The 25,614-nt window shown below is 55.0% G+C and carries 18 protein-coding genes and 2 pseudogenes; 10 read left to right on the top strand and 10 right to left on the bottom strand.

Features of this window, described 5'->3' with window-relative positions:
- Positions 1-348: 348 nt before the first annotated feature.
- From RBB80_RS28150 to RBB80_RS28115, 8 genes and pseudogenes are all read left to right on the top strand, one after another.
- The gene (locus RBB80_RS28150) at positions 349-531 is read left to right on the top strand and encodes a hypothetical protein (protein ID WP_433965501.1); all 183 of its coding nucleotides are present in this window, start codon (positions 349-351) and stop codon (positions 529-531) included.
- Between the two features lie 687 nt (positions 532-1,218).
- Positions 1,219-1,457, top strand: a pseudogene (locus tag RBB80_RS28145) (sugar phosphate nucleotidyltransferase).
- The gene (locus tag RBB80_RS28140) at positions 1,444-2,451 is read left to right on the top strand and encodes a sugar phosphate nucleotidyltransferase (RefSeq protein ID WP_433965500.1); all 1,008 of its coding nucleotides are present in this window, start codon (positions 1,444-1,446) and stop codon (positions 2,449-2,451) included. Before RBB80_RS28145 ends, RBB80_RS28140 begins: the two are co-directional and overlap by 14 nt.
- 236 nt (positions 2,452-2,687) lie before the next feature.
- Positions 2,688-3,019: pseudogene (locus tag RBB80_RS28135) on the top strand (transposase); the annotation flags it as partial.
- A 563-nt stretch (positions 3,020-3,582) separates the two neighbouring features.
- Positions 3,583-4,542, top strand: coding sequence for an IS5 family transposase (locus tag RBB80_RS28130; protein WP_433964127.1), 960 nt, complete (start codon positions 3,583-3,585; stop codon positions 4,540-4,542).
- 1,205 nt (positions 4,543-5,747) lie between these two features.
- Positions 5,748-12,113 carry a PAS domain-containing protein gene (locus tag RBB80_RS28125; RefSeq protein WP_433965499.1) on the top strand — a complete coding sequence of 2,122 codons (6,366 nt, stop codon included), beginning with the start codon at positions 5,748-5,750 and terminating at the stop codon, positions 12,111-12,113.
- The gene (locus tag RBB80_RS28120) at positions 12,013-12,486 is read left to right on the top strand and encodes a sensor histidine kinase (RefSeq protein WP_433965498.1); all 474 of its coding nucleotides are present in this window, start codon (positions 12,013-12,015) and stop codon (positions 12,484-12,486) included. The genes RBB80_RS28125 and RBB80_RS28120 overlap by 101 nt, the downstream gene beginning before the upstream one ends.
- 225 nt (positions 12,487-12,711) lie before the next feature.
- A complete protein-coding gene (locus RBB80_RS28115) occupies positions 12,712-12,978 on the top strand; it encodes a hypothetical protein (RefSeq protein ID WP_433965497.1) in 267 nt (88 codons plus the stop codon).
- A 20-nt stretch (positions 12,979-12,998) separates the two neighbouring features.
- On the opposite strand, the gene RBB80_RS28110 is transcribed toward RBB80_RS28115, so the two are convergent.
- The 5 genes from RBB80_RS28110 to RBB80_RS28090 all read right to left on the bottom strand — a co-directional run bounded on the left by RBB80_RS28110 (position 12,999) and on the right by RBB80_RS28090 (position 18,739).
- Positions 12,999-15,092: an FUSC family protein gene (locus RBB80_RS28110; RefSeq protein ID WP_433965496.1), complete on the bottom strand. Its 2,094-nt coding sequence runs from the start codon at positions 15,090-15,092 to the stop codon at positions 12,999-13,001.
- 116 nt (positions 15,093-15,208) lie between these two features.
- Positions 15,209-16,426, bottom strand: coding sequence for an efflux RND transporter periplasmic adaptor subunit (locus RBB80_RS28105; RefSeq protein WP_433965495.1), 1,218 nt, complete (start codon positions 16,424-16,426; stop codon positions 15,209-15,211).
- A 14-nt stretch (positions 16,427-16,440) separates the two neighbouring features.
- Positions 16,441-16,698 carry a YtcA family lipoprotein gene (locus RBB80_RS28100; RefSeq protein ID WP_433965494.1) on the bottom strand — a complete coding sequence of 86 codons (258 nt, stop codon included), beginning with the start codon at positions 16,696-16,698 and terminating at the stop codon, positions 16,441-16,443.
- A complete protein-coding gene (locus RBB80_RS28095) occupies positions 16,695-18,056 on the bottom strand; it encodes a TolC family protein (protein WP_433965493.1) in 1,362 nt (453 codons plus the stop codon). The genes RBB80_RS28100 and RBB80_RS28095 overlap by 4 nt, the downstream gene beginning before the upstream one ends.
- Before the next feature lie 281 nt (positions 18,057-18,337).
- Positions 18,338-18,739 carry a MaoC family dehydratase gene (locus tag RBB80_RS28090; RefSeq protein ID WP_433969928.1) on the bottom strand — a complete coding sequence of 134 codons (402 nt, stop codon included), beginning with the start codon at positions 18,737-18,739 and terminating at the stop codon, positions 18,338-18,340.
- Between RBB80_RS28090 and RBB80_RS28085 the strand changes: the two genes are divergently transcribed.
- Positions 18,701-19,093 (top strand): hypothetical protein, encoded by a 393-nt coding sequence (locus RBB80_RS28085; RefSeq protein ID WP_433965492.1) that lies wholly within the window; start codon positions 18,701-18,703, stop codon positions 19,091-19,093. The genes RBB80_RS28090 and RBB80_RS28085 overlap by 39 nt on opposite strands.
- Positions 19,094-19,213: 120 nt before the next feature.
- Here the strand turns inward: RBB80_RS28085 and RBB80_RS28080 are convergent, their stop codons facing one another.
- From RBB80_RS28080 to RBB80_RS28060, 5 genes are all read right to left on the bottom strand, one after another.
- The gene (locus tag RBB80_RS28080) at positions 19,214-19,585 is read right to left on the bottom strand and encodes an alpha/beta fold hydrolase (protein ID WP_433965491.1); all 372 of its coding nucleotides are present in this window, start codon (positions 19,583-19,585) and stop codon (positions 19,214-19,216) included.
- Positions 19,546-20,073, bottom strand: coding sequence for an alpha/beta fold hydrolase (locus RBB80_RS28075; RefSeq protein ID WP_433965490.1), 528 nt, complete (start codon positions 20,071-20,073; stop codon positions 19,546-19,548). Before RBB80_RS28075 ends, RBB80_RS28080 begins: the two co-directional genes overlap by 40 nt.
- Positions 20,070-20,615 carry a hypothetical protein gene (locus RBB80_RS28070; protein ID WP_130424219.1) on the bottom strand — a complete coding sequence of 182 codons (546 nt, stop codon included), beginning with the start codon at positions 20,613-20,615 and terminating at the stop codon, positions 20,070-20,072. Before RBB80_RS28070 ends, RBB80_RS28075 begins: the two co-directional genes overlap by 4 nt.
- A gap of 51 nt (positions 20,616-20,666) precedes the next feature.
- Positions 20,667-21,653, bottom strand: a complete 987-nt coding sequence (locus tag RBB80_RS28065; RefSeq protein WP_433965489.1) for an NAD(P)H-quinone oxidoreductase — start codon at positions 21,651-21,653, stop codon at positions 20,667-20,669.
- 380 nt (positions 21,654-22,033) lie between these two features.
- Complete coding sequence (locus RBB80_RS28060; RefSeq protein WP_433965488.1) at positions 22,034-22,675, bottom strand: TetR/AcrR family transcriptional regulator; 642 nt, start codon at positions 22,673-22,675, stop codon at positions 22,034-22,036.
- 339 nt (positions 22,676-23,014) lie between these two features.
- Between RBB80_RS28060 and RBB80_RS28055 the strand changes: the two genes are divergently transcribed.
- Entirely contained in the window at positions 23,015-25,513 is a 2,499-nt protein-coding gene (locus RBB80_RS28055) for a PAS domain-containing protein (RefSeq protein ID WP_433965487.1), read from the top strand.
- Positions 25,514-25,614 lie beyond the last annotated feature (101 nt).

Here is a 25,614-nt window from a genome sequence, read left to right as displayed (position 1 = left end):
AGTGTCCGCTCTTCTTTCTGCCGAGCGCGGTTGCGTATACCAGCTTCATTGAGTCCAAGCAGGATATTGGGCGGGTCTGATCTTACTGCCGCCGCAGCTGCCTGTTCCAACTGGATACAAATCCTGCACGGCATCGCCTTGACCTCGTTTGAAGCGTACACCTTTTACTCCCTGAGTGGGTTTGCCCGGTTAACGCCCGCGTCGTGCTGTGCCTTGAGTCACATGTTCGTCCGCACAGACGGCCGTATAGGCGTAGGCTGGAAACAGTCGAACTCCTCGCCTCCAGCCTCAAAACCTTGCTCCAGACGAGCGTCGTGAAGTACGCAACAGCTCGAAAGGAGCAATTCCATGAGCTTTCCCCGAACTAGTGACGTCTCCAGGCATCTCGCGCGAAAGCAGAGGCCCCAGCCAAAGTTGGTGGCGAAGCCACCGATAATCACGGACTCGACAGACGAGTACCTGGAAGCGGTGGCGGAACGCGCTCCGGCAGCCGTGCGCAAGGACCCAAATAGTCTCAAGCCGGGCGGCTGACCATGAATATTTCCGTCTACACAACCTTGCTTCAGGATCAGTTCGTCTCAAAGTCTCGAATCAGCTGGCGTTGCATGTGGTCGTAAGCTGTCACATTACATCAGCCAATTACACGGTTGTTACGCAGAACCGCGATGAAATGATGGTTCCTGAAAATTCTCCGAGCGTCAGCATGTGGCCCTACCTGTTGAATTCCGCGCAGCCGCGAAGACTGAATCACATCAGCGTCTACACGGGTAGAGGCAAGTCGAGAGATCAGTCGCGGCTTCTCTAAATGAATGCGGATGCGCTGAGTGTGTGGCGCGAGATGGGCATGCGTGTCACGATCATCGGTGAATCGCATCGGCCGCCGCGCAGTGCGATGCTTTCCTTCGGCATGCCGTTTTCGGAGTGACGAGCGCGGCGCCTCCCGGCGGTCCGGATGCGCATCGCTGCCTTCCCTGACTTCCGTGCAGTCGAAACACTTTATTCGCCGCATCAGATCGGAGGCAGCATGCGTTCGGCCCAGATCCACGTCGCGATCGCCCAAGGCAATAACCGTTTCGGGATCTGTCCACTGACTTCAAAGGGTGCCCACATCAAACCCGGAGTTCGTACGGAGGATTCCGTCAACCATATGCTTGGAATACTGCGTCATTGCACCCGCGCCTGCAGTCAGAGCCGCTTAAATCCAATGGTGAGGTCAATATGCGACGCAAGATAGTCGCGTTTGTTCTGGCAGGTGGCAGAGGCAATCGTTTATTGCCCCTCACCCGAGAGCGCTCCAAGCCAGCCGTGCCTTTCGGGGGAAGTACCGCATGGTCGATTTCGTCCTCAGCAATCTCATCAACTCTGGCATCTTTTCCATTTATGTCATGGTTCAGTACAGGAGCCAATCACTTTTGAAGCACCTGCGAGACGGCTGGCAATTCAGTGGCCTCCTTTAAAGATCATTTCGTCATTCCAGCCCCGGCTCAGGTCCGCGCAGGTGAGGAGGCGTGGTATCGAGGAACTGCTGACGCGGTATTCCAAAATCTCGACCTGATCGACAACCCCGATGAGTGCACGGTGGCGATTTTTGGGGCCGACCATATCTACCGCATGAATATCGAACATATGGTCGAGTTCCACGAGCGGATGAATGCTGACGTAACCGTAGCCGCAATTCCGGTCTCATCTCATCTCTCGACCGAGTTCGGCGTCATAGAGGCTGGTCAAGACGGTGCCATACAAGGGTTCCACGAGAAGGACATAGCTGCACCTACGATTCCAGGCAGGTCAGACCAAATCTACGCGTCTATGGGGAATTATCTGTTCTCTGGACGGGTTCTATTGAAGGAGTTGAAGGCCGACGCTCTTCGGAAGGAGAGCAAGCATGATTTCGGGTACGACATCTTGCCGTCCATGCTGGGAAGAGCAGCGATGTACGCCTATGACTACCAAACCAACATAATTCCCGGAGAATCAGGCGAAGCGCCGATGTATTGGCGAGATCTCGGAACTCTAGAAGCTTATTACGACGCCCAGATGGATCTCTGCGGGTTGATCCCTTCGTTGAACCTGTACAACAGCCGCTGGCCGATTCATACGGCCAGCTATCCCGATCCTAGCGCCAAATTCAGCTTCGACGAGCATGGCGATGCGGGGTTTGCGAGCGGCTCAATCATCTCTGGAGGCTGCATCTTCTCAGGAGGCGCGGTCCGCGGCTCCGTCGTCGGGCGAGGCGTCAAGATCCATGGGGGCAGCCTAATCGAAGATTCGGTTGTCCTCGACAATTGCGTCATTGGGTCAGGCTGCAAAATTCGTAAAGCCATTCTCGACGAAGGCGTCACGATACCTGACGGCGAGCACATAGGCTATACCCCGGAACATGATCGAAATCGGTTTCACGTCACTGATAGTGGAATCGTTGTGGTCAGCACGCAAGCCGTCTCGCCGTGAGCGTGTGGTGACGCTGAGCGAGTGGCACAATCAACTTCACTAACTGATGAATGAAAGCTACTGGATGACGGGCAATCCGGAATGTACCTCCGATCGCCAGTGTTTGCGATTCTTACTGACGCCCCAGCACAAGGGCGACTACGCCGTTAGAAAAGGGTTTCGTGGTTGTGCCACCGGCGCCTTTTAAACAGAGATAGGTGAGAAGATTGCCTTGCTAAGCGGAGGCATCTCTTCTTATGGGTTACATCCAGGGCGAGGGACGAAATCAAGCAACACTGTTTCCTATTGTATTGGATGACTTTGTGCCAACAGATCATGTGTGCCGCGTGATTGACGCGTTCGTCGAAATGCTTGTGATGTCGGAGCTTTGGCTTCGAGCGCGCTCAGGCAGCTGAGACAGGACGACCTGGCTCCGATCCGCGCGATTTGTTGAAGTTGTATCTATACGGCTATCTGAACCAGATCCGCTCGTCGCGGCGCTTGGAAGCTGAGTGCCGCCGAAATGTCGAGTTGATGTGGCTTCTAGGACGCCTGTACCCAGACCACAAGAGCATCGCCGAGTTTCGTCGGATGCACCGAGATGCAGTTACGGTAGCAGGCGCCGAACTTGTTCGCTTTGCAGGCGGCTGCGGACTTATCCGTGGCGAGTGGATCGCCATCGATGGCTCAAAGTTTCGCGCTGTGGCGAGCATTGACAGCGTTCGCGAAAGACCAGTGTAAGCGCCGGAGTAAAAATAGGCCACAGAACGCCGCGGGAGCGGCGCTTTGCGGCGGAGTAAAAGTAGGCCACCGCGGGATCTTGGTTTCGTGAGCGGTGTTGCCTTGGCAACGTGGTTCATGGAACACCGAAGGGATGTTTTCCAGTTTAAAGGGCATTGAACTTGGACACATAAATCCTTCCGCACCGTCTCTCGCGACAGCCCAAACTCCCGGGCCACCGCACGCTGACTCCGACCCTCAACACGAACCGCTCGACGTACACGCCCGTAAATCTCCACTCGGAACCCTTTAGGTTCTTAGATTTTGTTGTGTCAAGTAAACTCGTCTCTATTTATCTGATTTAGGGAGAGTCTGCACAAGTTCTGCATCGCTTGCCTGATTGATTAATCTGATAGCTGCGAGGAGATTGCGATGAAGCAGCAGAGTCTGTCGAGTCAGGGTGTGTTTGAGAAGTACGGGCGGAAGAGTCGGCGGGAGTTGTTTCTGGACGAGATGGAGCAGGTGGTTCCATGGTCTGCGCTGGAAGCCCTGGTACGACCGCACTATGCGAAGGCGGGCAAGGGACGGCAGCCGGTAGGGTTGGCGATCATGCTGCGGACTTACTTTGTGCAGCAGTGGTTCAATCTGTCGGACCCTGGGGTGGAAGAGGCGTTGTACGAGTCTGCGGCGCTGCGGCGGTTCGTTGGCGTGGACCTTGGGATTGCGCCTGCGCCGGATGAGACGACCATCCTGCGGTTCCGTCATCTGCTGGAGAGGCACGAGCTGGGCGGGTTGATGCTGGATGCGGTGAACGTGCATCTGGATGCCAGGGGCATCCGGATCGCGACGGGCACGATTGTCGATGCGACCATCCTGCATGCGCCTTCGTCGACCCAGAACGCGAGTGGCGAGCGCGACCCGGCGATGCACCAGACCAGGAAGGGCAACCAGTGGTACTTCGGCCTGAAGGCGCATATCGGCGTGGACGCGAGGGAGGGCATCGTCCACTCTGTGGCGACGAGCGCAGCCAGCGTGGCGGACTGCCACATGTTACCGGAACTGCTGCACGGCCAAGAGCGTAAGGTGTGGGGCGACGGCGGCTATCAGGGCCAGACCGACGCCATCCAAGAGGCCGCTCCGAAGGCACAGGACATGACCTGCAAGCGGACGAAGTTCAAAAACTATGTCGACGAGTTACAGAAAAAGAAGAACCGGAGTAAGTCGAGGGTGCGGGCCAAGGTAGAACATCCGTTCCGGATCCTGAAGCGCATCTTCGGCTTCGACAAAGTGAGATACAGAGGCATCGCGAAGAACCATCACCGCCTGTGCGCGAACTTCGCGCTGGTGAACCTGTACCTGCACCGCAAACGTCTGGCAGTCCTTGGGCAGTAGTGCGCCTGGAAGCCCCGGAAAACGGGCGGATGCGCGTTCCAATTAGCCCTCCAACAGCATCAAACCAACCAAAACCCGCGCATCTTCCATGCCCACTCCCTGACCCCAGAAAGTCAGACGCCTACGCAGAGGTTCCTTAGTTTCAACGACGTGAAACATATAATCGTGGGGTGAACTTGTGCGCATTGCTCATCCTGGCTTGTTCACCCGCTCAGACAGGGTCATCGTGGAGATTGCTGCTCGATTGCTCGTTCGAGTGAGACATCCAGACGCAAAGACTAGCGACTACAACGCGCTGCTGACCGTCTTGGGCAAGCTGGGAATGACTCCTGCATCCAGATTGAAATTGAACCTGCCACCAATCGAACTGCCTACAGCCGAAGTTAAGTCAGAAGAGGACAGGCAGTGGGCAGCACTGGATGAGTTGGACTGATTGAGACCTAATGTAACCAGAAAAAGAAGGCAGAGGCCAGAGGTATGAACTCTGCCTGAATGTACTTGTCGTCCTACAATTCTGACGCTGGGACCACCACAGTCCCCACTGTCACTAATTCATTTGATGCCAAGAAATTTATCCGCGTTTTCCGAGTGAAAAATGGGGCAGCGGCAAGCCGCCACGCCAAATCGGATAACCGTGATCTCACCCTATGGCGATTAACGGGTTGGAGGTAGCCAGCTTAACCAGAGTTTCAAACCATAAAATAGGGGCAGACCTGGGAGAGGTTCCACCCCAAAACGCCTGTTTCTGTCGTATCCGGCGCGAGCCGTTATCGCTGCCTTCTAGCAATTGTATGCAGGATCTAGTCAGCCTTCAAACGGCGGCCCTGCCAGAAAGATCATCTATGAAAATACAAACACTTGGGCTTCAACAGCCTGAACAACGGGACATCGGCACCCAGCTAAGCCACCTATGCCGATAGCACAGATTGCGCGGTGGGGTGACTTGTTCGGTGGAGCAGGAGTAACAAAATCGTTTGGGTCTGAATAGGCGCTCGCAGAGCCCATTCGATTGACCTTGCGCTCTCATCGCTGAACGCTTCTCCATACAGCGCGGCCGGGTGGCTATCTTCATTTCATCAATCAGCATGCGCAGGAATAATATCGATCTCCGCAGTAAACTATCGTTTTGCAATGTTCGAGGCCTATCCCGGCTGTAATCGCCGATTGTCGACCGACAAACGCTCGGAAGTTGGAGAACAATCATCGTGGACCTCTCACAATACGTGTTTGAGGCTCTCCGCACGGATGAGGAGATCGTCCTGTACCGGGGCGCGCAGTCGAACCACTCCGGTTTGCCATCAATTCTGCTGCTGGCTCCGGCTTCGATGCAGCCAGCGCCGGAGACCCTAAGAAAAATAGGGCACGAATATTCGTTGAGGGATGAGCTGGACTCAGCTTGGGCGGTTCGGTCCCTGGCCCTCTCCGAGCACCGTGGGCAGATGACGCTCGTGCTCGAAGATCCTGGCGGTGAGACTCTCGATCGCTTCCTTCCAGGGCCGATGGAAATGGCGCGGTTCCTGCGCCTCGCCGTCGGTACCGCAGCCGCACTCAGCGGATTGCACGAGAAGGAGCTGATCCACAAGGACGTGAAGCCTGCAAATGTTCTCGTCAATCCCGCGACGGGTCAGGCTCGGCTCATGGGCTTCGGGATTGCTTCGCGCCTTCCGCGCGAGCGCCAGGCGCCCGAACCTCCCGAGTTCATAGCCGGAACACTCGCCTACATGGCCCCCGAACAGACCGGGCGAATGAATCGCTCGATCGATTCGCGGAGCGACCTTTATGCGCTCGGGGTGACGCTTTACGAGATGGTCACCGGGACTCTTCCGTTCACGGCGTCCGATCCGATGGAACTGGTGCACTCCCATATCGCGCGACAGCCGGTGCCGCCAGGAGAGCGGTTGAACGGTTTACCGGGCCCGGTTTCGGCAATCGTGATGAAATTGCTCGCCAAGACGGCTGAGGAACGATATCAGACAGCAGCGGGCGCTGCGAGCGATCTTCGGCGCTGTCTTGATGAATGGGAAACGCGGGGCTGGATTGATGAGTTTCCGCTTGGCGAACACGACACGCCAGACCGGCTGCTGATTCCCGAAAAATTGTACGGGCGAGCATCTGAAATTGAGACCCTCCTCGCTGCTTTCGACCGTATCGTCGCTGGCGGCCGACCGGAGTTGGTGCTCGTTTCTGGATACTCCGGCATCGGCAAGTCATCCGTTGTCAATGAACTCCACAAGCCGCTTGTTCCGCCGCGGGGTTTGTTTGCGTCAGGCAAGTTCGACCAGTACAAGCGCGACATCCCTTATGCCACTTTGGCGCAGGCTTTTCAGAGCCTCATCCGCCTACTGCTAAGCAAGAGCGAAAAGGAGCTGAGTAAGTGGAGAGATGCCCTTCGTGAAGCGTTAGATCCAAACGGACAGCTCATTGTGGATCTGGTTCCCGAATTGAAGCTCATCATAGGAGAACAGCCACCGGTTCCTGAGCTTTCGCGACAGGATGCGCAGGGCCGCTTCCAACTGGTGTTCCGTCGATTTATCAGCGTATTCACACGGGAACATCCGCTGGCCGTGTTCTTCGACGATTTGCAATGGCTCGACGCGGCAACGCTCGATTTGATGGAGGATTTGTTGACCCGGCCGGACGTGCAACATTTGATGTTGATCGGCGCCTACCGGGACAACGAGGTTAATCCTACCCATCCGCTCATGCGCAAGCTCGAAACGATTCGCCAAGCTGGTGCGATAGTGCAGAATATCGTACTTGCCCCTCTAGCTCCTGAAGACCTGCGACAATTAGTTGCCGATTCTCTCCACTGCGAACCGGAGGACGCCAAAACGCTGGCACAACTGATCCACGATAAGACTGCTGGCAATCCATTTTTCGCCATTCAGTTCTTTTCTGCGCTTGCCGAAGAAAACCTGCTCACCTTCGATCACGGCGAACGCCGATGGTCCTGGGACTTGAATCGCATTCACGCCAAGGGTTATGCAGACAATGTGGTCGACCTTATGGTTCGGAAGTTGAACCGGCTGCCTGTCGAAACCGTGAATGCATTAAAGAAGCTCGCCTGCCTCGGCAACAACGCCGAATTCGCCTTACTGGCATTGGTGTACGAGGTTTCGGCGGAGGAACTGCATAGCGATCTACAGGAAGCGCTGCGAACCGGACTCGTTCTCCATTCGGAAGGCGCTTATAGGTTCCTCCATGACCGCGTTCAGGAAGCGGCCTATTCCTTGATCCCGGAACATCTGCGCCCCGAGACGCATCTCCGAATCGGCAGGCTGCTGGCAGCGCACACTCCTCGCGAGAAGCGGGAGGAGGCAATCTTCGAGATTGTCAATCAACTGAACCGCGGCGCGGCCTTGATCACCTCACAAGACGAGCGCGAGCAATTGGCGGAGTTCAACCTGATTGCGGGCAGGCGCGCCAAGGTCTCTACGGCCTACGCCTCAGCCCTCAACTATCTCATCGCCGGTAAGGCACTGTTGGCAGACGACTGTTGGGAGCGGCGGCCGGAGCTCATTCTTGCGCTGGAACTGCACCGGGCCGAATGCGAGTTGCTGACTGGCGATCTAGTTGCGTCGGAAGAGCGCCTCACGATGCTTGCACGTCGCGCCGGGAATCCTATCGATATTGCCGCCGTAGCGTGCTTGCGCCTGACGCTGTACACGACACTGGATCTGAGCGACCGTGGTGTCGAAGTGTGCCTCGAATACCAAGGGTTCCGAGGCGTGCACTGGTCGCCGCATCCCACGAAAGATGAGGTCAGGCAGGAATACGATCGGATTTGGCAGCAGCTCGGAAGCCGTTCGATCGAAGAGCTTGTTGAGTTGCCGTTGATGAACGACCCGGAATGTCTCGCAACCCTCAACGTTCTCACCGAGGTCGTCACGCCGGCATTGTTTACTGACGAAAACCTACTCGCACTCGTGATTTGCAGGATGGTCAATCTCAGCCTGGAGCATGGCAACAGCGACGGATCATGCTTTGCTTATGTCTGGCTCGGTATGCTTTTCGGACCGCTCTTCGGCGACTACCGGGCCGGATTCCGCTTCGGCCGGCTCGGCTACGAATTGGTGGAGAAGCGCGGACTACATCGCTACCAGGCACGTGCCTACATGTCCTTCGGGAATCTGGTCATGCCTTGGACGAAGCACATCCAAACCGGACGGGATTTGGTGCGTCGCGCCTTCGACGCCGCAAACAAGATCGGCGACCTAACCTTTGCGGCATATAGCTGCAACAACCTGAACACGAATCTTCTCGGAGCCGGGGATCCGCTAGGTTATACGCAGCGCGAAGCCGAGAATGGGCTCGAATTCGCGCGGAAGGCCCGATTTGGTCTCGTCATTGCGATCATTACTGCGCAGCTCCAACTGATCCGGACGCTTCGTGGTCTGACGCCGGCATTCGGATGTTTTGACGACGAGCAGTTCGATGAAGGTCGCTTCGAACACGACTTGGCGGCCCAGGCGGATCTGGCACTGGCGGAGTGCTGGTACTGGATTCGGAAGCTGCAGGCTCGCGTGCTGGCGGGCGATTATCGTTCCGCAATCGACGCATCCTCAAAGGCTCAACCGTTGCTTTGGACATCACCTTCCTTTTTTGAGACAGCGGAATATGAATTCTACAGCGGCCTCTGCCGGGCAGCATTGTGTGATTGCACATTGCCGGCCGAGCGCAGCGATCATTTCGAGGCTCTGGCCGCCCATTATCGCCAGCTCGAGGTCTGGGCAGCGAACTGTCCGGAAAATTTCGAGAACCGCACCGCACTGGTGGGCGCAGAGATCGCTCGCCTGGAAGGGCGAGAACTGGATGCCGAACATCTCTACGAAAAGGCCATCCGGTCAGCGCATGCAAACGGCTTTGTCCACAATGCGGCACTCGCAAATGAACTCGCTGCACGATTCTACGCGGCGCGTGGTTTCGAAAAAATCGCGAACGCGTATTTGCAGGACGCTCGGCACGGCTATCTCCGTTGGGGAGCGAATGGCAAGGTGAAGCAACTAGACCGTTTGTATCCACACCTCGGGCAAGAAACGCCCGCTCCCGGGCCGACGAGCACAACTGGGGCGCCGGTCGAACTCCTGTCGTATCCAAACCTCAAGAACGAGCCCTCTCCCGGCCCCACGAGCACCATTGTGGCACCGGTCGACCTTCTGGATCTGGCGACGGTGATTAAAATTTCGCAAGCGCTCTCGGGCGAAATGGTTCTGGAAAAATTGATCGACAGGCTCATGCGCGTGGCTATCGAGCACGCCGGCGCCGAGCGGGGTCTCTTGATAGTTCCGCGAGGTGATGAGCTCCAGACGGAAGCGGAAGCAACTACCGGTGGAGAGGATGTAACCGTGCATCTGCGAGATGGCACCCCTACTCCCGCCGCGTTGCCGGAATCTCTCGTTCGGTATGTAATACGCACTCAAGAGACCGTGATGCTTGAGGATGCCTCATCCCAGAATCCATTTTCTGCCGATCCCTACATCGTTCAGCGTCGCGCCCGTTCAATTCTTTCTTTGCCATTGATTAATCAGGGGAAAGTCACCGGTATTCTCTATCTTGAAAACAATCTGACGCCGCGCGTTTTCACCCCTGAGCGCGTAACGGTGTTGAAAGTGCTTGCTTCGCAAGCAGGAATCTCGCTCGAGAACTCGCGGCTTTATCGCGATCTCGCAGATCGCGAAGGAAAGATTAGGCGTCTGGTCGACGCCAACATTCTGGGGATCTTCATCTGGAACCTCGAAGGTACGATCGTCGGGGCCAACGAAGCGTTTCTGCGCATGGTGCAATATGGCCGTGAAGATCTCCTTTCGGGTCGAGTGCGCTGGACCGATCTGACGCCGGCCGAATGGCGCGAGCGCGACGAACGCGCTGTGACCGAACTGAGCGGAACCGGGACTGTTCAGCCATATGAGAAGGAGTTTTTCCGTAGAGATGGGAACCGCTTGCCCGTGCTGCTCGGAGCTGCCCTGTATGAAGGTAGAAGCGAGGGCGTCGCGTTCGTCCTCGATTTGAGTGAGCAAAAACGAGCCGAGGAGGCCCTCCGAAGCAGTGAAGCATACCTGTTGGAAGCGCAAAGGCTGACCCGCACGGGCAGTTGGGCATGGAGCCCGCTCTCCGGCGACATTAGATATTGGTCCGAGGAGTGCTACCGCGTGCTAGGATTCGACCCGGCTGGATCGCCACCGCGATTCGAAACCCTTTTCCAGCGCATTCATCCAGATGATCAGGTCGCGAGCAGAGAACGGTTCGAGGAGGCCATCCGCGACAAGGCGGACTTCCAGATGGATTACCGAATCGTTCACCCTGACGGCGAGACCAGGAATATCCACGTGGTAGGCCACCCGACGCTCGGCCCGTCCGGGGATCTCAGGGAATTCGTAGGTACGGTAATTGATGTGACTGACAGCTTCCGTGCGGGAGAGAGAATCCTGCGCAACGAGAGGGAGTTTCGGACCATCATTGAGATAATGCCCGCTTACGTGGGGACCTCTTTGCCTGATGGAACAGTTGATTTTCTGAGCCAAAGCTGGTTGGACTATTCCGGCCAGACCAGAGAAGAGGTGATGGGGTGGGGCTGGGCAGGTACGATTCACCCCGAAGACGTCGATCGAGTGTTGGCAAACTGGCAGGCAGGATTGGCCTCAGGAGAACCAGTTGAGCAGGAGCTACGTTGCCGGCGTGCGGATGGGACCTATCACTGGTTCCTGAATCGCAGTCTCCCTCTCCGTGATGACGAAGGGAAGATCGTTAAATGGTACGGGATTCTCTTCGACGTCAATACATTGAAGGACACTGAACACGCTCTTCAGATGCGAGAGCATGAACTCCTCGGCATCATCGAAACAATTCCCTCAATGCTTTGGTCAGCGTCGCCGACTGGGGAAACAACTCATCTCTTTCAAAGAATCCTTGAATATTGTGGGGCTTCCTTAGAAGAACTCGTTAATCGCGGGTGGGAGAGATCCATTCATCCAGATGATCTGGAGGAGACCGAGAGGGCATTCTCCCGGGCAATCGAAACTGGAGAGTCATACAACGTAATACACCGCGTGCGACGCGCAGATGGACAGTATAGATGGCATCAATCGAGAGGCGACCCCTTGCGTGATCACCACGGCAAGATCATTCAGTGGTATGGCCTCGCGATCGACATCGATGAGCGGAAACGGGCAGAAGACCACCTTCGCGATACACGAATCAAGCTCGCGAAAGCTTCGCGGTTGGCGACCGTCGCTGAACTTGCGGGCTCGATCGCTCACGAACTGAACCAGCCACTCACGTCGATACTTGCAAACGCACAGGCGGCGAAGAGGTGGTTGAATACCGCTCAGTCGAATATGAAAGAGGTGAATTCGTCGATTGAACGGACTATACGAGATGCCCGTGCGGCTGACGAGAGAATGCAACATATTCGAGCACTCTTCAAGCAGAAGTCCTTCGTCAAGAAAGATGTCAAGATTCCGGACATACTCAATGAAGTTATCCGAATTGTGCAGGAGGACCCGAAAAACGCGCCGTACCCATCGAGTGCCACTTCGACGAGTCTCTCCTGCGGTCCCTATCGATCAGATTGAGATCCAGCAAGTCTTCATTAATCTGATCGTGAATGCTATCGAAGCCTTGGAGGGACAACAAATGCCCGCTCTCGTAACAGTCCGAGCGGCTGTTACAGATTCAGACAGGATGCTAGTCCAGGTGATCGATAACGGGCCGGGAGTCCATGATCCGGAACAAATCTTTGACGCCTTTATGACGACAAAAGAGAAAGGCATGGGTATAGGATTGGCCGTGTCACGCTCCATCGTTGAAGCCCATGGGGGCGGCTTTGGGCGGAGAATAACAAAGCTGGCGGTGCAATCTTCAACGTGGCTTTACCACTATCTCATGCGAGTCCCAAGACGGCTTAAATCCAGGAATACGCATGAACTAGACCCGCCAGGGTTTTGAAGGATAACGTTACTAGCTCACCCCACTTCGTCAATTCCATAAACATGAATCTCAACTAAGCGGTGTGCCAACGTTTCCTCGTCTAATCTAAAGATATGGCACGTTTCCAAACCCAGTCTCCGGAAAACTCAGCGGACGTCGTGCTGCCACTGCTTGGTAAGAACTCTGGAATTCTGAAGGGGCGCTAGCCAAGGCGGCTGTGGATACTGGAGCATTTAGATCCATGTGAGTGTCGCTAGCGAGGTGACGCAAGCGCGCGTGACGGAAGCATTGAAGGTCGGCGCCGAAACTTATGAAGGCGAGCTGGAGATGGGTTCTCAGGTTTCGATGCTCCTTGCAGGGCTCGAACTAACCCGCTACGTCTTGCGCGATGCTGCTTCGATCTACAAAGTAGATGCCGACGCCATTGCCCTGAAAGTGAAGCAGGAGTTCGCCGCAAAAGAGAAGGCAAGGAAGCCCTCAAACCGACTACGTCCGAAGCGGCAAATATAAAGAAAAGAGAATAGCCCATTTCAAATTCGGTTGGGAGGCGAGCGCAATGAACCGCCCGGCTCTTTATGCCGTCCGGCATTTCGTACAGGACTGACGCTCGCAAATTGCGATTGGTGCGCAACAATGTCCGTTTCCAGCGACGTCAGCAGGGATGTTATTCGTGAAGAAAGAAGAAGAAAGCTGCGAGAGTGTGGAGCGATACTTGTGTCAGAGTTTGAATCGTATAGGATACTTGAGGCAACGAACAACTGTGTGTCGTACGTTGCAAGTGAGGAAGGCACTTTGTCGGAAATTCGATCGGCTAGTCTCTCGAGCCGTTCCGCAAGTTGGCCGTCAGCGATCTCCTGGGTTCGAAGGAGTGGCTCCGGAATCTCGAAGCCGGGCAAGCGAAGGAGATACCTCAGCAAGGCGATTCGTGTTACGAACATAATCCTAAGCTGAAGTTGCCATCGAAGGAGATGCGACCGAGCCTCAAGATTATGTTCACGGCTGCCGCCGAATTCAAGCATCAGTCCGTCAGCCTGTTGCCGAAGTTCTTCGAAATTTGTGCTGATCGTTTCGCGAAGCCTGTAAGCCTCTTCGACTGTTACGCCGGGTGCTTTGGCGACAGGCGTCATTAGTTTCGCGAGTAACCGCAGCGTAGAGACGAACGAGCGCTGCATCGCGACCAGGGCCGATGCTCCCCAGAGTTGATCGAAGATCATCCACATAGCAACGAGGCCCAAAAGGATACCGGCTACGCGATCCCTCGCGACGGCAAGGGATGTTTGAAATTTGTACTCCTGAAGATTAATCAAATAAAAGGCAACTGCAATCTGCACACCAAAGTAAGAGAGCCGTGGACCTGAGGTTATGATCCATGCTGAGAAGACGGATACCGCCACGAACAACATAAGAAATCCGGCGATAGAATCGAGGGCGGGCAACACAAACACCTGTGCACCGAAGCCGATAACAATCCCGCCTATGATCGCTCCGCCAAAGCGTAGTATCTGTTTCTGCCGTGAGGCACCGATCGTCGTCAAAGCGGTTAAAAGGCACGTTGTGACTGCTGTGCTGATGCCTTGCCACGCAACCAGGTTGTAGATCAGATAGCAAAAACTTGCGGCCAGACCGCCTCGAATGCCGAACCGCACGTAAGCAGGGTTTGAGAATGCATCTGGAACAAAGAATGGGCTCGGCGTCTGATCACGGGTCATTCGAGGTTGGTTATCTGGTAGAGAGTCGGAACCGCTCGTCACCTCGGCGATGAGGGACACCGTCTCCTCCATTTCCTCGAGCAGCGGGACTGTTGTAGCCGGGGATTCCTCCAGGGTCTCGAACTGGTGCGGAGTTCGCCGACTTAAGATGTCATCGCATAACGCTTCGATTCGATCTGCAAGACGCCCGAGTCTCTGCAGATCGGTCTTCGAGAATTCTGTAGATAGACCAGATAGATTAGCTCCAAGATCAACAAGCCTCCCCACCAATGCCACAATGGCCCCCATCTGCTGAGTTGATTCGGGGGAATAGCTGGAGTGCAGGAGATCACGCCGCATTCGCGAGGTTCCGAGTATTGCGAGCCGAATCAACTGGTGTTCGGCTGAAGGGGACGCAACTCCTCTTGATGGGGAGCGGAGCCAAGATGCTGTGCTTTGCAGACGTTCGACAATGGCGCTGGCGAGACTATTCACGGGCCGTAATCGGGCATAAACAAATTCCATCAGTGTGGTGATGATGGTAGCGAAGGCAACTGCTCCAACCGTCCATAAGGTCTGGACGGCCTTTTGCTCTGCGGAAATCTGACTGTCCCAGATGGGAATGGTGACGATAACCAAGTAGCCGAAATTAAACGCTGCCGTGTAGTTGGATACCGCTTTGAGCGCAAAGAAGATCAGAAACAGGGTTGCCAAGACCCAAAGAAGACGAAGCATGGGTTCTCCGGAGAAGAACACTGCTCCTACGAGTGCATAAACAGCCGCAAATGAAAATGAGACAATCAAGTTCTTTGTGGCCTGGAGTGTCGCACCCGGGTGTTCACGCGAGAGAATCAGGGCGTAGACTGCACCATATATACCGTACGGGATCTGAAAGGTCATATTAATGACCATGACGATGCTCGCGGCAGAAACCATTCGAGCAACTAACGCTCCTCGACCCGGATAGGGGGACAACTCTTCGCGCAACAAATCGCGCAACCAGGCCAGTGAATTGGGGCGAGGCGATATCGGGGAGGCTGCCGTGGCCATTACTAGCGCCTGTCCAGCGTAACAACCGCCGTTTCACCCATGCGAAAGATGTCCACCGGTGGGTTCTCGATTCGCACCCGAACCGGATAACGGGCAGCGAGATGGACCCAATTCAGAGTTCGTTGCACATCCGGTAAGCCTTGACCGAAACGACCGACGACGTCAGGGTCGGGAGTTACGCCGTAGCCAATGCTATCGACCACGCCGTTGAACCTCTCATTAGGCCGGGACATCAGATATACGGATGCATGCATACCGGGCCGGATATGACGTAATTGACCCTCGCGGAAGTTTGCAAGCGTCCACCAGGTCCGAGCGTCTATGAGTGTGAAGACCTGTTGGCCAACATGCGCATATTGCCCTTCGGCAAGCGTAAGATTGGTGACGATCGCATCGAATGGAGCGTAGATTCGGCAGTTGTTAAGGTTGTAGCTTGCATTCTTCACTTCCGCGGTGCGCTCACCGCGCTGGTTCACCAGGGGTTCGAGAGTAAGGACCGCGTGCTGCGTCTGTTGGTGATGTGCGCGACTCTCCTCCAGTGAGGCTTCGGCGCGCTGATACTGCGCATGAGCCGATTTTAAAGCGGCTTTTGCAACAAGTAATTGGGTCTCTGCCTGCTTCAGCGACTGGGCGTCCGCCTCCTCTGAACTCCGTGCACGGTCAACCTGATCCACCGTAACAAATTGCTTTTCGAGCAAAGGCTCCAGACGGTGCCGATTGTTGCTCGCGTATTGCCGCTCAGCCTTTGCCTTATCTACACCGCGCTCGGCATTGGAGATGTCGGCTTCCGCCTGCTCAATTCCTGCTGCCCAATGGCTCACATCGGCTTGAGCTGTGCCGATACCGGCGTTAGCGACAGACACTTCGCTCACTTGAGCTGCAATTCTGCGCTGTTCATCCGAGATCTGACCTTCCAGCGACGATTGGACAGATTCCGCCTTTTCCAGCGCGTACCGGTATGGACGTGGATCGATCATGAACAGGAGGTCGCCTTTCCTGACGAACTGGTTATCGTGGACTTTCAGTTCAACGATAGGGCCCTCGACCTGAGGTGCAATGCCAATCAAGTTCGCAAAAACTTCTGCATCGTCGGTACGCGGATGACGCTCTGCTCGCCAGAATACGATGACGCCTAGCAATAGGGCAGCCACAATGATCCCAGCGCTCGCCCAATGTTCTGGCGAACGATGCGTAGGACCGGCATTATCGAATATTGTCATCCCAACTCCTTAGATCAGAAGAAAGCGAGCCAAATGGTGAAGGCATAGACGGCCCCAAGACAGGGATACGTAAGAAAGGGGAAAGGGAGGTTGATCACGCGCCGCGTCAGAATCCAGTGCGTAACAGTCGAGAAGATCGCCCCCAATGCGATACACAAAAGCCACGCCGGAAATAGCGATCCCATCACGTCGACCGCCGGCGCCTGTGAGCAACCGATGACCGTCATCAGAACAAGGGATATCGCTGCGGAAATTCCAGTCTTGCGCATCATGGTTGGCGACTCCCACTGACTGACTGAATGGAGTCGGCGGTTTGGAAGGAAAGGTCTGCAAGTGCGGTCAGCACCTGCGTGCGTGCAAGGATGTCCTTCGACCTTGCACGCGCCAATGTTTTTTGTGCCTCGGTTACATCGAGCAGACTGCGGACTCCATAGTGATAGGACTGGAACGCGGCATCATAAGACTGCGTGGCTGCGTCTAAGAGAGCCTTTGCTGCCTCCCGCTGGCGGAAGGCAGTTTTCAGATCGGAGTAAGCGGCCCAGACGCTATTTTCAATCTGATCTCGCGTGGCCATGCTCTGTGCTCGTAATGCTTGTGCGTCGTGCTCGGCTTGCGCCAGGGCATGTTTTCTGGCGCCTCCATCGAATACCGTCCAGTCCAAACTGAAGTTGATTTGCCCATCGAGACTTGCGGTGTGCCCCCAGGGCTGTGTCTGTTGCATTCCATAGAGCGACTGAAAGTCGGGATAAGCATGCATGCGAAGAGTAGGAAAGTATGCAGATTTTGCTTCTTTCACGCGTGCGTCCGCAGAGCGAATTTCGGCCACTTCCTTCAAGAGATCAGGACGCTGTTGTATCGCACGATCGATAGCATGGTCGAGAGACGGCTCGATCTCTGCGGGATTTGAGATCTGATCCATCGACTGCACCGATACCGGCTGTAACGGAGATGTTCCCAGCGCGGTTGCAAGATTTCCGCGATCCACATCTTCGGTACCAATGGCCGCCTGCACGTTGTAAACTGCTTCGGCAACGGCACTTCTGGCCTCCAGGACATCGGGCAGCGTAGCGAGCCCATTCTTCAAGGAGGATTCGGCTGCTTGTTGTACAGCATTCGCATTTGCCAGGTTTGCACGAGCTGCCTCCTCCTGTCCGATAGCATTAAGCAACAGGTAGTAGGCCGTTTGGGTCTGATAAATCACCCGCCGATGCACATCGTTGAAGTCAAAGTCAGAGGCAAGTAGCCGTGCCTTAGCCTGATCGATGCGACCAGACCGACCCCCAAAATCGAAGATTGTGTAATTCACGTCGAACGCCAGATCGGAGGATTGCACGACTTGCCGGAAAAAACTCGTATTGAGGAATGCTTGCTGACGGCTTGTTTGGGAGAGCGCCACGGCAACCAACGTTGGGTAGAGCTCGCTGCGGGCGACGCCGAAGGCATCCACCAGCGAACGGGCTCTTTCCCATGCGGCGCGCGTCTCCGGATTGTGCGATTCGGCCAAATCGATCAATTCGGCAAGTGAATAAGTGGACGAGGCGTTTACTGTAACCCTCTCCGACGCAATCTGCTTTGCTTCGTCGCGTATGGAGTTCTCCTGCCACGGGTGCCAGGGAAGGTTCGGTGACATCGGGGCTGTTTGGGACCACGTCAGACTGCGACAGGAGATGACCAGTGTCCCAACTACGAGACACAGCCGCCTAAGGTGCGGCCTCCAGAAGCTCAACTGTGACCGGAAAGAGATATGAGTGTTCTCCTTATCTGAGCTTGAGATCCACCGCCCTTGGTCCGTTTTCTTGGACAAAGTCGACGCCTCTCAAAGAGGCCTTCAGATTCATCGAAAACGTTAGGTTGTTCCTATCGGCACCTGAGCAAGTGCAAGCGCGCCGTCATACAAGGGCTCGAAGTTAATTAGGCGTGTCGGCGTAGAAGATACTTGTGTTCCCCAGTGAGCACGAGTTCACCGCGCTGGTTATGGATTGTGGCCCTGGTCGTTACCTGACCGCTATCTCCCTGCGGGGCGAGAGCAATGATTTCGAGAGCAGAATAGAGCGTATCTCCGGCATGTACTTCCTTCAGAAACTTGCACGACGCCTCAGTAAACGAGATGAACACGTCTCCGATGTACTGAGGAAAGAGGGTTGCACCGGGAGCTGTAAACGCGAGTACCTGCAGGCCATGTACTACCGGGGCTGTGTGTCCATGACGCTGCGCATACTCTACGTCGTAGTGAATAGGATGATTGTCAGTTGAAACAGCTTGGAAAGCAGTGGCATGCGCATCGGTGAGTGTGCGGCTTGGTGCGCGGAAGATTTCGCCGACGCGCAGGTCGTCAAACGTCGCGCAGGTACGACGGTGAAGTTGGTGGGGTCAAAGGTCTGCGCGGTTTCCGGTATGTCTATTGTCGAATTCATGTTGCTATCCTTTTCATTGTTGTTCTTCAATGGCTGGTCTTTCATTGAAAGTGGCGTTGATGCCGGGCTATTCTTCGGCAGACTTATGGCTGCTACAACTGCTGCAGCGCCAAGAATCACGTTACGTCGGGATAAACAGCTCGATTCTTCATCTGAGTCCGGGGATATCCGTGATTTCACATCATTCGTCTGCGTTGGTATGTTCATAGCGATTTCCTCCGTTGCGCCCGGCCGTGAAGCTGAGCGTTCGTAGATTGCTTTCCTAGACTTTCTCGAAGTGACCAATACTGCGCGTACCTTCCCGCCAGAGAGTAGCAATCACATCGTGCCGAAACAATCACATGTTCCTGTATGCAGCGGTTTCTTATTGCAGTCACCCTTTCCAGCCTGCGAGGAAGTCGATCAGGAGACGATTGATTTCTTCAGGCTTCTCCTCATGAGGGAGATGCCCGCATTCAGGAATGGCGTGAGTGACAAGATCGCTTGCCATCTCCGCCCATACACGAGGCATGTCAAACATCTCGCCGACTAACTTAAAGTCGCGCCCCCAAAGCGACATTACCGGGCAGGCGATCTTAACTGAAGCATCGGCGTTGTCCTGGGCAACATCGGAGGCGTTGGCGCGATAATCCTCCATGGCGCCGCGTATCGCGCCAGGTGCCCGATACGCTTTGACATACGTCTCAAACGCCTCGCCCCGAATTGTCAGTGGGTCAAAGCACCAGTCGGAGAAGAAATGACGCAACCAGATGTCCTCACGGCCAGTGATGAGTGCCTCGGGAAGGTCTGGAACCAGGTGAAAGAGAAAAACCAATAACCCTTCGCTTTTGCCGCATCAAGTTCTCGACCAACGATTCGGGTCGGTACATTGTCCATCACGACCAGACGGTCGAGAACTTCCGGATGATCCTTGGCGAAGCGCGTTGCGACACGAGAGCCACGATCATGCGACACCAGCGAAATCTTCGGCAGATTCAATGCGAGCATCAACTCGCGCAAGTCCATTGCCATCGTGCGCTTGTCGTAGCCTGATGAAGGTTTGTCAGTCTCTCCGTATCCGCGAAGATCGGGCGCGATCACATGGTACTTCTTCGCAAGTTCGGGAATCTGATAACGCCATGCGTAACTCGTTTCGGGAAAGCCGTGCAATAAGACAACCGGAGGGCCATCACCCGCCTCAAGGTAATGTTGGCGTATCCCATTCGCGTGTACTGCCCGACTAGAGATTTTCAATGAGATCCCTCCGCGCTTTGCTTAAGCGCATAGCGTTCGATGCTCGCTGCGAAGTTGGGCGTTTCTTCCCGGTTGTGTGCATCGGATGCAATCTGGCGGGCCGCTGCAGCCTGTTCAAGTGTGATTCCATGCTCCTGGATGAAGACCATGAATTCGTCCGTGGCCGAGGCATGGATGTAATTGGTGTACTCGGTCGTCTGATCGTCGATTCTCCGCGCACTGAGCGTCCACTCCACCTTCACCTTAGTGCGTCCCTTCTTATTGATCGCATCCGATATCGACACCATGCGGCAGAGCGCAGGCTCTTTCACTTCGGCAACATAGTGCTGCACAATCAACGCATCGCCAATAGTCTCCACATTGATGGACATGATCCTGCCGTCGTCCGTGGTGGAAGTGCCGGCGGCGATATGCGCATGGGAGCAGCGCTGGTACTCAGCGTCGGGAAGAGTCAAGAGCCAGTCGGCAATGTTCACCTTCTCAAGCGGGACGTGCATGATGGCGGTAACAGTTGAATTGGAGAGGCTGCGGTCACTGGTCATAGTGTTCTTCTTTCCGGATATTGAGTCTCACGTGGGAGTAGGAAGGAGATATCAGTCGATAGCGAGAACAATCTTGCCCAGGTTGCCCGACGCTTCCATGTAGCGATGAGCCTCTGCGGCCTGCGCCAGCGGGAAGACGCGGTCAATCAGCGGTGCAAGTTGTCCTGTCGCAAAGGCTGAAAGCCAACGCTCGCGAAATCGATTCGTCATAGCGAGCTTTTCATCAAAACTGCGTGATTTCATGACTGTGCCGATAACCCGCAGATGGTTGTGTAGCAGCAGATCCAGCGATAGTTGGCCTTCACCACCTTGCAGCGTTCCTACCTGGATGAGCCTGCCACCCGGCGCCAGAGCGCGCAGATTCCGGTCCAGATAGGGGCCGCCGATGAAGTCCACAGCCACATCAACACCTCGATGGTCTGTAGCATCAAGCGCAGCATCGAGGAAGTTGTGTTTGCGGTAGTCCACCCCGACCGTACCGCCCAGTTCGGTGACGCGTTCGATGCGTTTTTGGCCGGAAGCTGTGAAAACGGTCTTTGCGCCAAGCGCGTACGCAAGTATGACTGCTGCGGAACCAACACCGCCTGCTGCTGCATGGATAAGCGGCCATCCGCCCGAAGTCAGTTTTCCGAGATGGATTAGTGCTTCGTGTGCCGTGACAAAGACTTCGGGGATTGCGGCGGCGGCGGCAAAATCGAGCCGGTCAGGAACCGCCATGGCCATGCGTGAGTCAACGCGGGCATACTCCGCGTGCGCTCCGCCGCCGACGATGGCCATCACGCGGTCACCGTTCCGGAAGCCCGTCGTCGCAGTGCCCACATCAACGACCTCGCCGGCGATTTCCAGACCGGGAATGACAGAGTCGCCGAAGTCCGGTCGTTCTCCGTAGAATCCCTGGCGCTGGAGAATGTCGGCGCGATTCAGCCCGGCTGCGCGGACGCGGATCAGAAGATCGTGTGGTCGCACTTGAGGAATTGGTTCTTCCATCAGCTTGACCACGTCTGCATTGCCTGCGTTTTCAAAACGAATGGCCCGCATGCCAGTTCAACATACCTCCCCGCACTCGAGGACATCCTCGACTTTATGAATGAGACAATATGTCACTTGGCCCCATCAATCTATTACATATTTATGGCATCTTGATGTGGAGTGGATGGCGGAGATTTGCGTTAAGAGCGCCTCCAAGATAACCGCGCTTTGCACTGAGATACGTCCAGACCCCACTGGAAAAAGACCCTGAACCGCAAGCTGTCTTCAGCCAGAAACTGTAGGTATATCAAGACCCAGATGAGCCAAGCCACGCAACGCTCATCATCACGCTCGCGAACTGCACAAGGCAAATTCTCCACGAATACGGCAAGGTTCCCCCACTGCGAGCACCTCAACGCTAGCAGTGTTGTATCGAGAAACGGCCGACCTTACCGCCGTCTCTCTGTTGAAGACCGCTCGTCATCGGAGAAAACGCTTCCCAGGTACAGCGTCAGGGCTTTCTTAAACTCTGCGATGATCAGAGGCTTCTCCCTCAAAGAAGCTTCCGCATAGAGAGTTGTCATCCCTTTGACCATCTGGAGACTGATGTTTGCGGCCAACATAGCCCTTTCGCTGGCGAGTGATGGGTCCTTCGCTCTAAAGGCGTTCGCGATAGCAATGCGCAAAGCCCTGCGTGCAGCTGGATCACGAGAAAACCGGATCGGCGCCGCCAATAACTGCAGATAAGCGGGACGTTCCCTTAGGAATTCAACGACGCGTTCTAAGAAGGTCTCCGCAAAGGCGGTGTGGGACAGTGTCTCTGCATGCTCTATCAAAGGCTTCCAATAAGCCTCGACTTTCTGCGTGTATTGGTTGAATAGAGCGAAGGCCAGAGATTGCTTGTCTGGGAAATAGTGATAAAGCGTGCCAATCCCGGAACCGCTACGCTCGGCGATAGCAGTCATCGTTGTGGCCTCATAGCCTATCTCTACGAAGAGCACCTCTGCAACATCCAGAAAATTCGCAAGCCGCCGCGCTGAACGCTCCTGCTGCGGCTCCACTCGGACAGAATTTGGGACAGTCGAGAGCATTCTCGCATTTTATGCGAATAACACCCGTAATCTCCGTCGTCAGCTCAACATCATGCTTGACATAAACATGTAATAGATCAAGGGTGCTCAGCGGCATATTGTCTTATTCATAAAGTCGAGGATGTTCTCTGTTTTTAGGAGTTGCATTGATTTTATTGGATTTCGAACGCAAGAAAACCACAACGCATCTTACGAGCAACCCAAATGCCTCCACCGCGCTAGTAGTTCTTCCCTGAAGCGAATCCGCCAACGCCACGCAAAAAGTGGATTGGAGGTAGGGCGGACGTTATGAACACGAGTCCCCGGAAACTGAGACATTTCGGAGCACCACTACTGATCATGCTCTTGGCAGCAACGTTCGGCTGGTTGCCTCATTCGATCGGAGTCGTTGCTGTTCTCTTCATCGTGGTTCTTGTCAAGCGTTTTGGCAAATTCGAGGCGCAGCTAGCAGCGACTACTTTTACAGTTGTGTCGGCTCTCTTCGCACTCGCACCTCACTCTCAGCTCAAGGCTGGTGGAGGGCTCCTGGAAACTTCCCTTTGCATTGCTTGCGTGTGGATCAGCATTGCTATCGCAAGTAACCGCAATAGTGACGAAGAGGCCATTCGTCGGAGCGAGAAAGAGCTGCGTGCGGTAATGGACACCATTCCGGCAATGGTGTGCATCGCGCTTCCCGACGGCTCGGTCGTATCTATAAATAGGCGTTGGATCGAGTATGTGGGTCTCTCCCCGACCGGGATGAACTGGAAGGCGGCCATTCACCCCGACGATCTTGAACGGCATTTTGAAGCTTTTCGCAAGTGCTCAGCAGCAGGCGTGTCCTTTGAGGATGAGGTACGGCTCCGTCGCGCCGACGGGGAGTTCCGCTGGTTTGTTGTTGCTGCCGAGCCGTTCCGGGATGAGCAGGGACGGATTCTGAAGTGGTATGGCATTGGCACCGACATCGAAGATCGCAAACGGACCGAGGAGGCGTTGCGGGTTGCGGAGCATGAGGCGCGAGAATTGCTGGAACGTGTGCCTGCAATGATTTCTCTTCGAACTGTGGTGGGTATTACTTACACAAATCAACGGATTCACAACTACGTCGGTGTCGAACAGCAAGCTTTACACGGTGGGGGATGGCAGAAATACATTCATCCTGAAGATCGAGAACGTGCATTGGCAAATCAGGCACGGTCAACAGGAAAAATTGAACCCATGGATCACCTGTTCCGGCTCCGTGGTGCAGATGGGGCGTATCGCTGGTTCCGAACGATCGCAGAACCATATCTAAGCGTGGATGGAAAGTCCTATTGCTGGTATGGCGTCGCAACCGACATCGATGAGCTCTACCGCTCAAGAGAGTTACTCAGGGAGAAAGAGCTGCAACTGTATCTTCTTACCGAGAACCTTCCCGCGGTTCTGTTCAAGGCGGCACCGGATGGGTCGATTGTTTACATCAATCAAAAAGGGATCGAATACAGCGGAAGAACAGCTGAGGATCTACAGCAGAAAGGTTGGACCGATCTGCTCCATCCGGATGATTTTGAGGAAACGTCAGTCCATTGGAATCGCTTGCTCACAAAAGGCCTTGAATATGACACCGTCCATCGCTTTATGTGCGCTGACGGGCAATATCGATGGTTTCACACAAGCGTTGCCGCTTACCGCGATGACACCGGAAAGACCATCGCGTTTCACGGAATCATGCTCGATACGACTGACCACAAGGCTGCAGAACTTGCCCTCCAAGAATCTGAGCAGCAGATGCAACGGATGATGGACACGGTTCCTTCGATCTTATGGTCGGTGGCACCTGATGGCAGAGCCGTGTTCATCAACAAGAAGGCACGAGACTATATCGGATTAACAGTGGATCAGATCCAGGATTGGGGATGGATTCAAGTCATTCACCCGGAGGAGCGGGAATACGTTGTCCAGGAATTTAAGAAAGCTCTTGCAATCGGGAGCTCCTTCGGAATCGAACATCGGACCCGGCGAGCAGACGGGATTTATCGATGGCATATATGTCGCGGAGAACCCCTGCGAGACGAAGACGGGCGGATCGTACAGTGGTTTGGGCTCGACATCGATATCGACGAGCGAAAACGAACGGAGGATCATTTACGGGAAACTCGTGACAAACTGGCGCGAGCATCGCGCGTCGCCACTGTAGCAGAGTTGTCCGCATCTATCGCGCACGAACTGAACCAGCCTCTAACTGCTGTAATGGCAAACGCGCAGGCATCCCGGCGGTGGCTATCAAACAGTCCACCGAATTTCAGTGAAGCGATGACTTCCATAGAACGAGTGCTGCGCGACGGGCGCGTTGCCGACCAGAGGATGCAGCACATTCGGGCATTGTTCAAACAGCAACCGCTCAGGAAGAAGCACGCCTGGCCTTCGCAGATCATCCGCGAAGCCATACGATTTGTTCAAGAGGACGCGAACAGAGCTGAGATTCCAATCGATGTACAAATTGCGGCTAACCTTCCGCCAATCGTAGTTGAACAAATTCAAATTCAGGAAGTATTGATCAACTTGATCTCGAACGGAATCGAGGCGATGGAAAGCAAGGCCCGACCGCCCCGTCTCATGATTAGGGCCACTCTCGTCAATGAAAGCGAGCTTCTAGTTGAAGTTATAGACAATGGATCAGGCCTGAAGGATACTCAGAGTATTTTTGACGCCTTCGTCACTACCAAAGAAAAGGGCATGGGGATAGGTCTCGCCGTTTCACGATCTATTATTGAAGCGCACGATGGACAATTATGGGCTGAGAATAATCCAGACTATGGAGCCAAGTTCAGCGTTAAACTTCCCTGTGGCGCGCGGCGAGTGCCCCGCCTTGAAAGCTGACCAGTAGTCGAGCGCCGAAATCCCCTTGGCTCGGCGACACCAGTTCATCGATGCAGCTTCATAGCCGATCTTTGCGAAGAGCTCTGCTAGCAACGCCGGCT

The organism is Tunturiibacter gelidiferens (assembly GCF_051013345.1).
GTDB classification, from domain to species: Bacteria; Acidobacteriota; Terriglobia; order Terriglobales; family Acidobacteriaceae; genus Edaphobacter; species Edaphobacter gelidiferens_A.
This window is presented reverse-complemented; position numbering and strand designations above follow the sequence as displayed.

Coding starts and splice junctions, on each gene's coding strand:
- RBB80_RS28085 (WP_433965492.1), top strand. CDS start 18,701: ATGCGCATCGGTGAGTGTGCGGCTTGGTGCGCGGAAGATTTCGCCGAC.
- RBB80_RS28100 (WP_433965494.1), bottom strand. CDS start 16,698: ATGATGCGCAAGACTGGAATTTCCGCAGCGATATCCCTTGTTCTGATG.
- RBB80_RS28055 (WP_433965487.1), top strand. CDS start 23,015: ATGCTCTTGGCAGCAACGTTCGGCTGGTTGCCTCATTCGATCGGAGTC.
- RBB80_RS28065 (WP_433965489.1), bottom strand. CDS start 21,653: ATGCGGGCCATTCGTTTTGAAAACGCAGGCAATGCAGACGTGGTCAAG.
- RBB80_RS28105 (WP_433965495.1), bottom strand. CDS start 16,426: ATGACAATATTCGATAATGCCGGTCCTACGCATCGTTCGCCAGAACAT.
- RBB80_RS28060 (WP_433965488.1), bottom strand. CDS start 22,675: ATGCTCTCGACTGTCCCAAATTCTGTCCGAGTGGAGCCGCAGCAGGAG.
- RBB80_RS28120 (WP_433965498.1), top strand. CDS start 12,013: ATGAAGTTATCCGAATTGTGCAGGAGGACCCGAAAAACGCGCCGTACC.
- RBB80_RS28130 (WP_433964127.1), top strand. CDS start 3,583: ATGAAGCAGCAGAGTCTGTCGAGTCAGGGTGTGTTTGAGAAGTACGGG.
- RBB80_RS28110 (WP_433965496.1), bottom strand. CDS start 15,092: ATGGTTTCTGCCGCGAGCATCGTCATGGTCATTAATATGACCTTTCAG.
- RBB80_RS28070 (WP_130424219.1), bottom strand. CDS start 20,615: ATGACCAGTGACCGCAGCCTCTCCAATTCAACTGTTACCGCCATCATG.
- RBB80_RS28095 (WP_433965493.1), bottom strand. CDS start 18,056: ATGTCACCGAACCTTCCCTGGCACCCGTGGCAGGAGAACTCCATACGC.
- RBB80_RS28150 (WP_433965501.1), top strand. CDS start 349: ATGAGCTTTCCCCGAACTAGTGACGTCTCCAGGCATCTCGCGCGAAAG.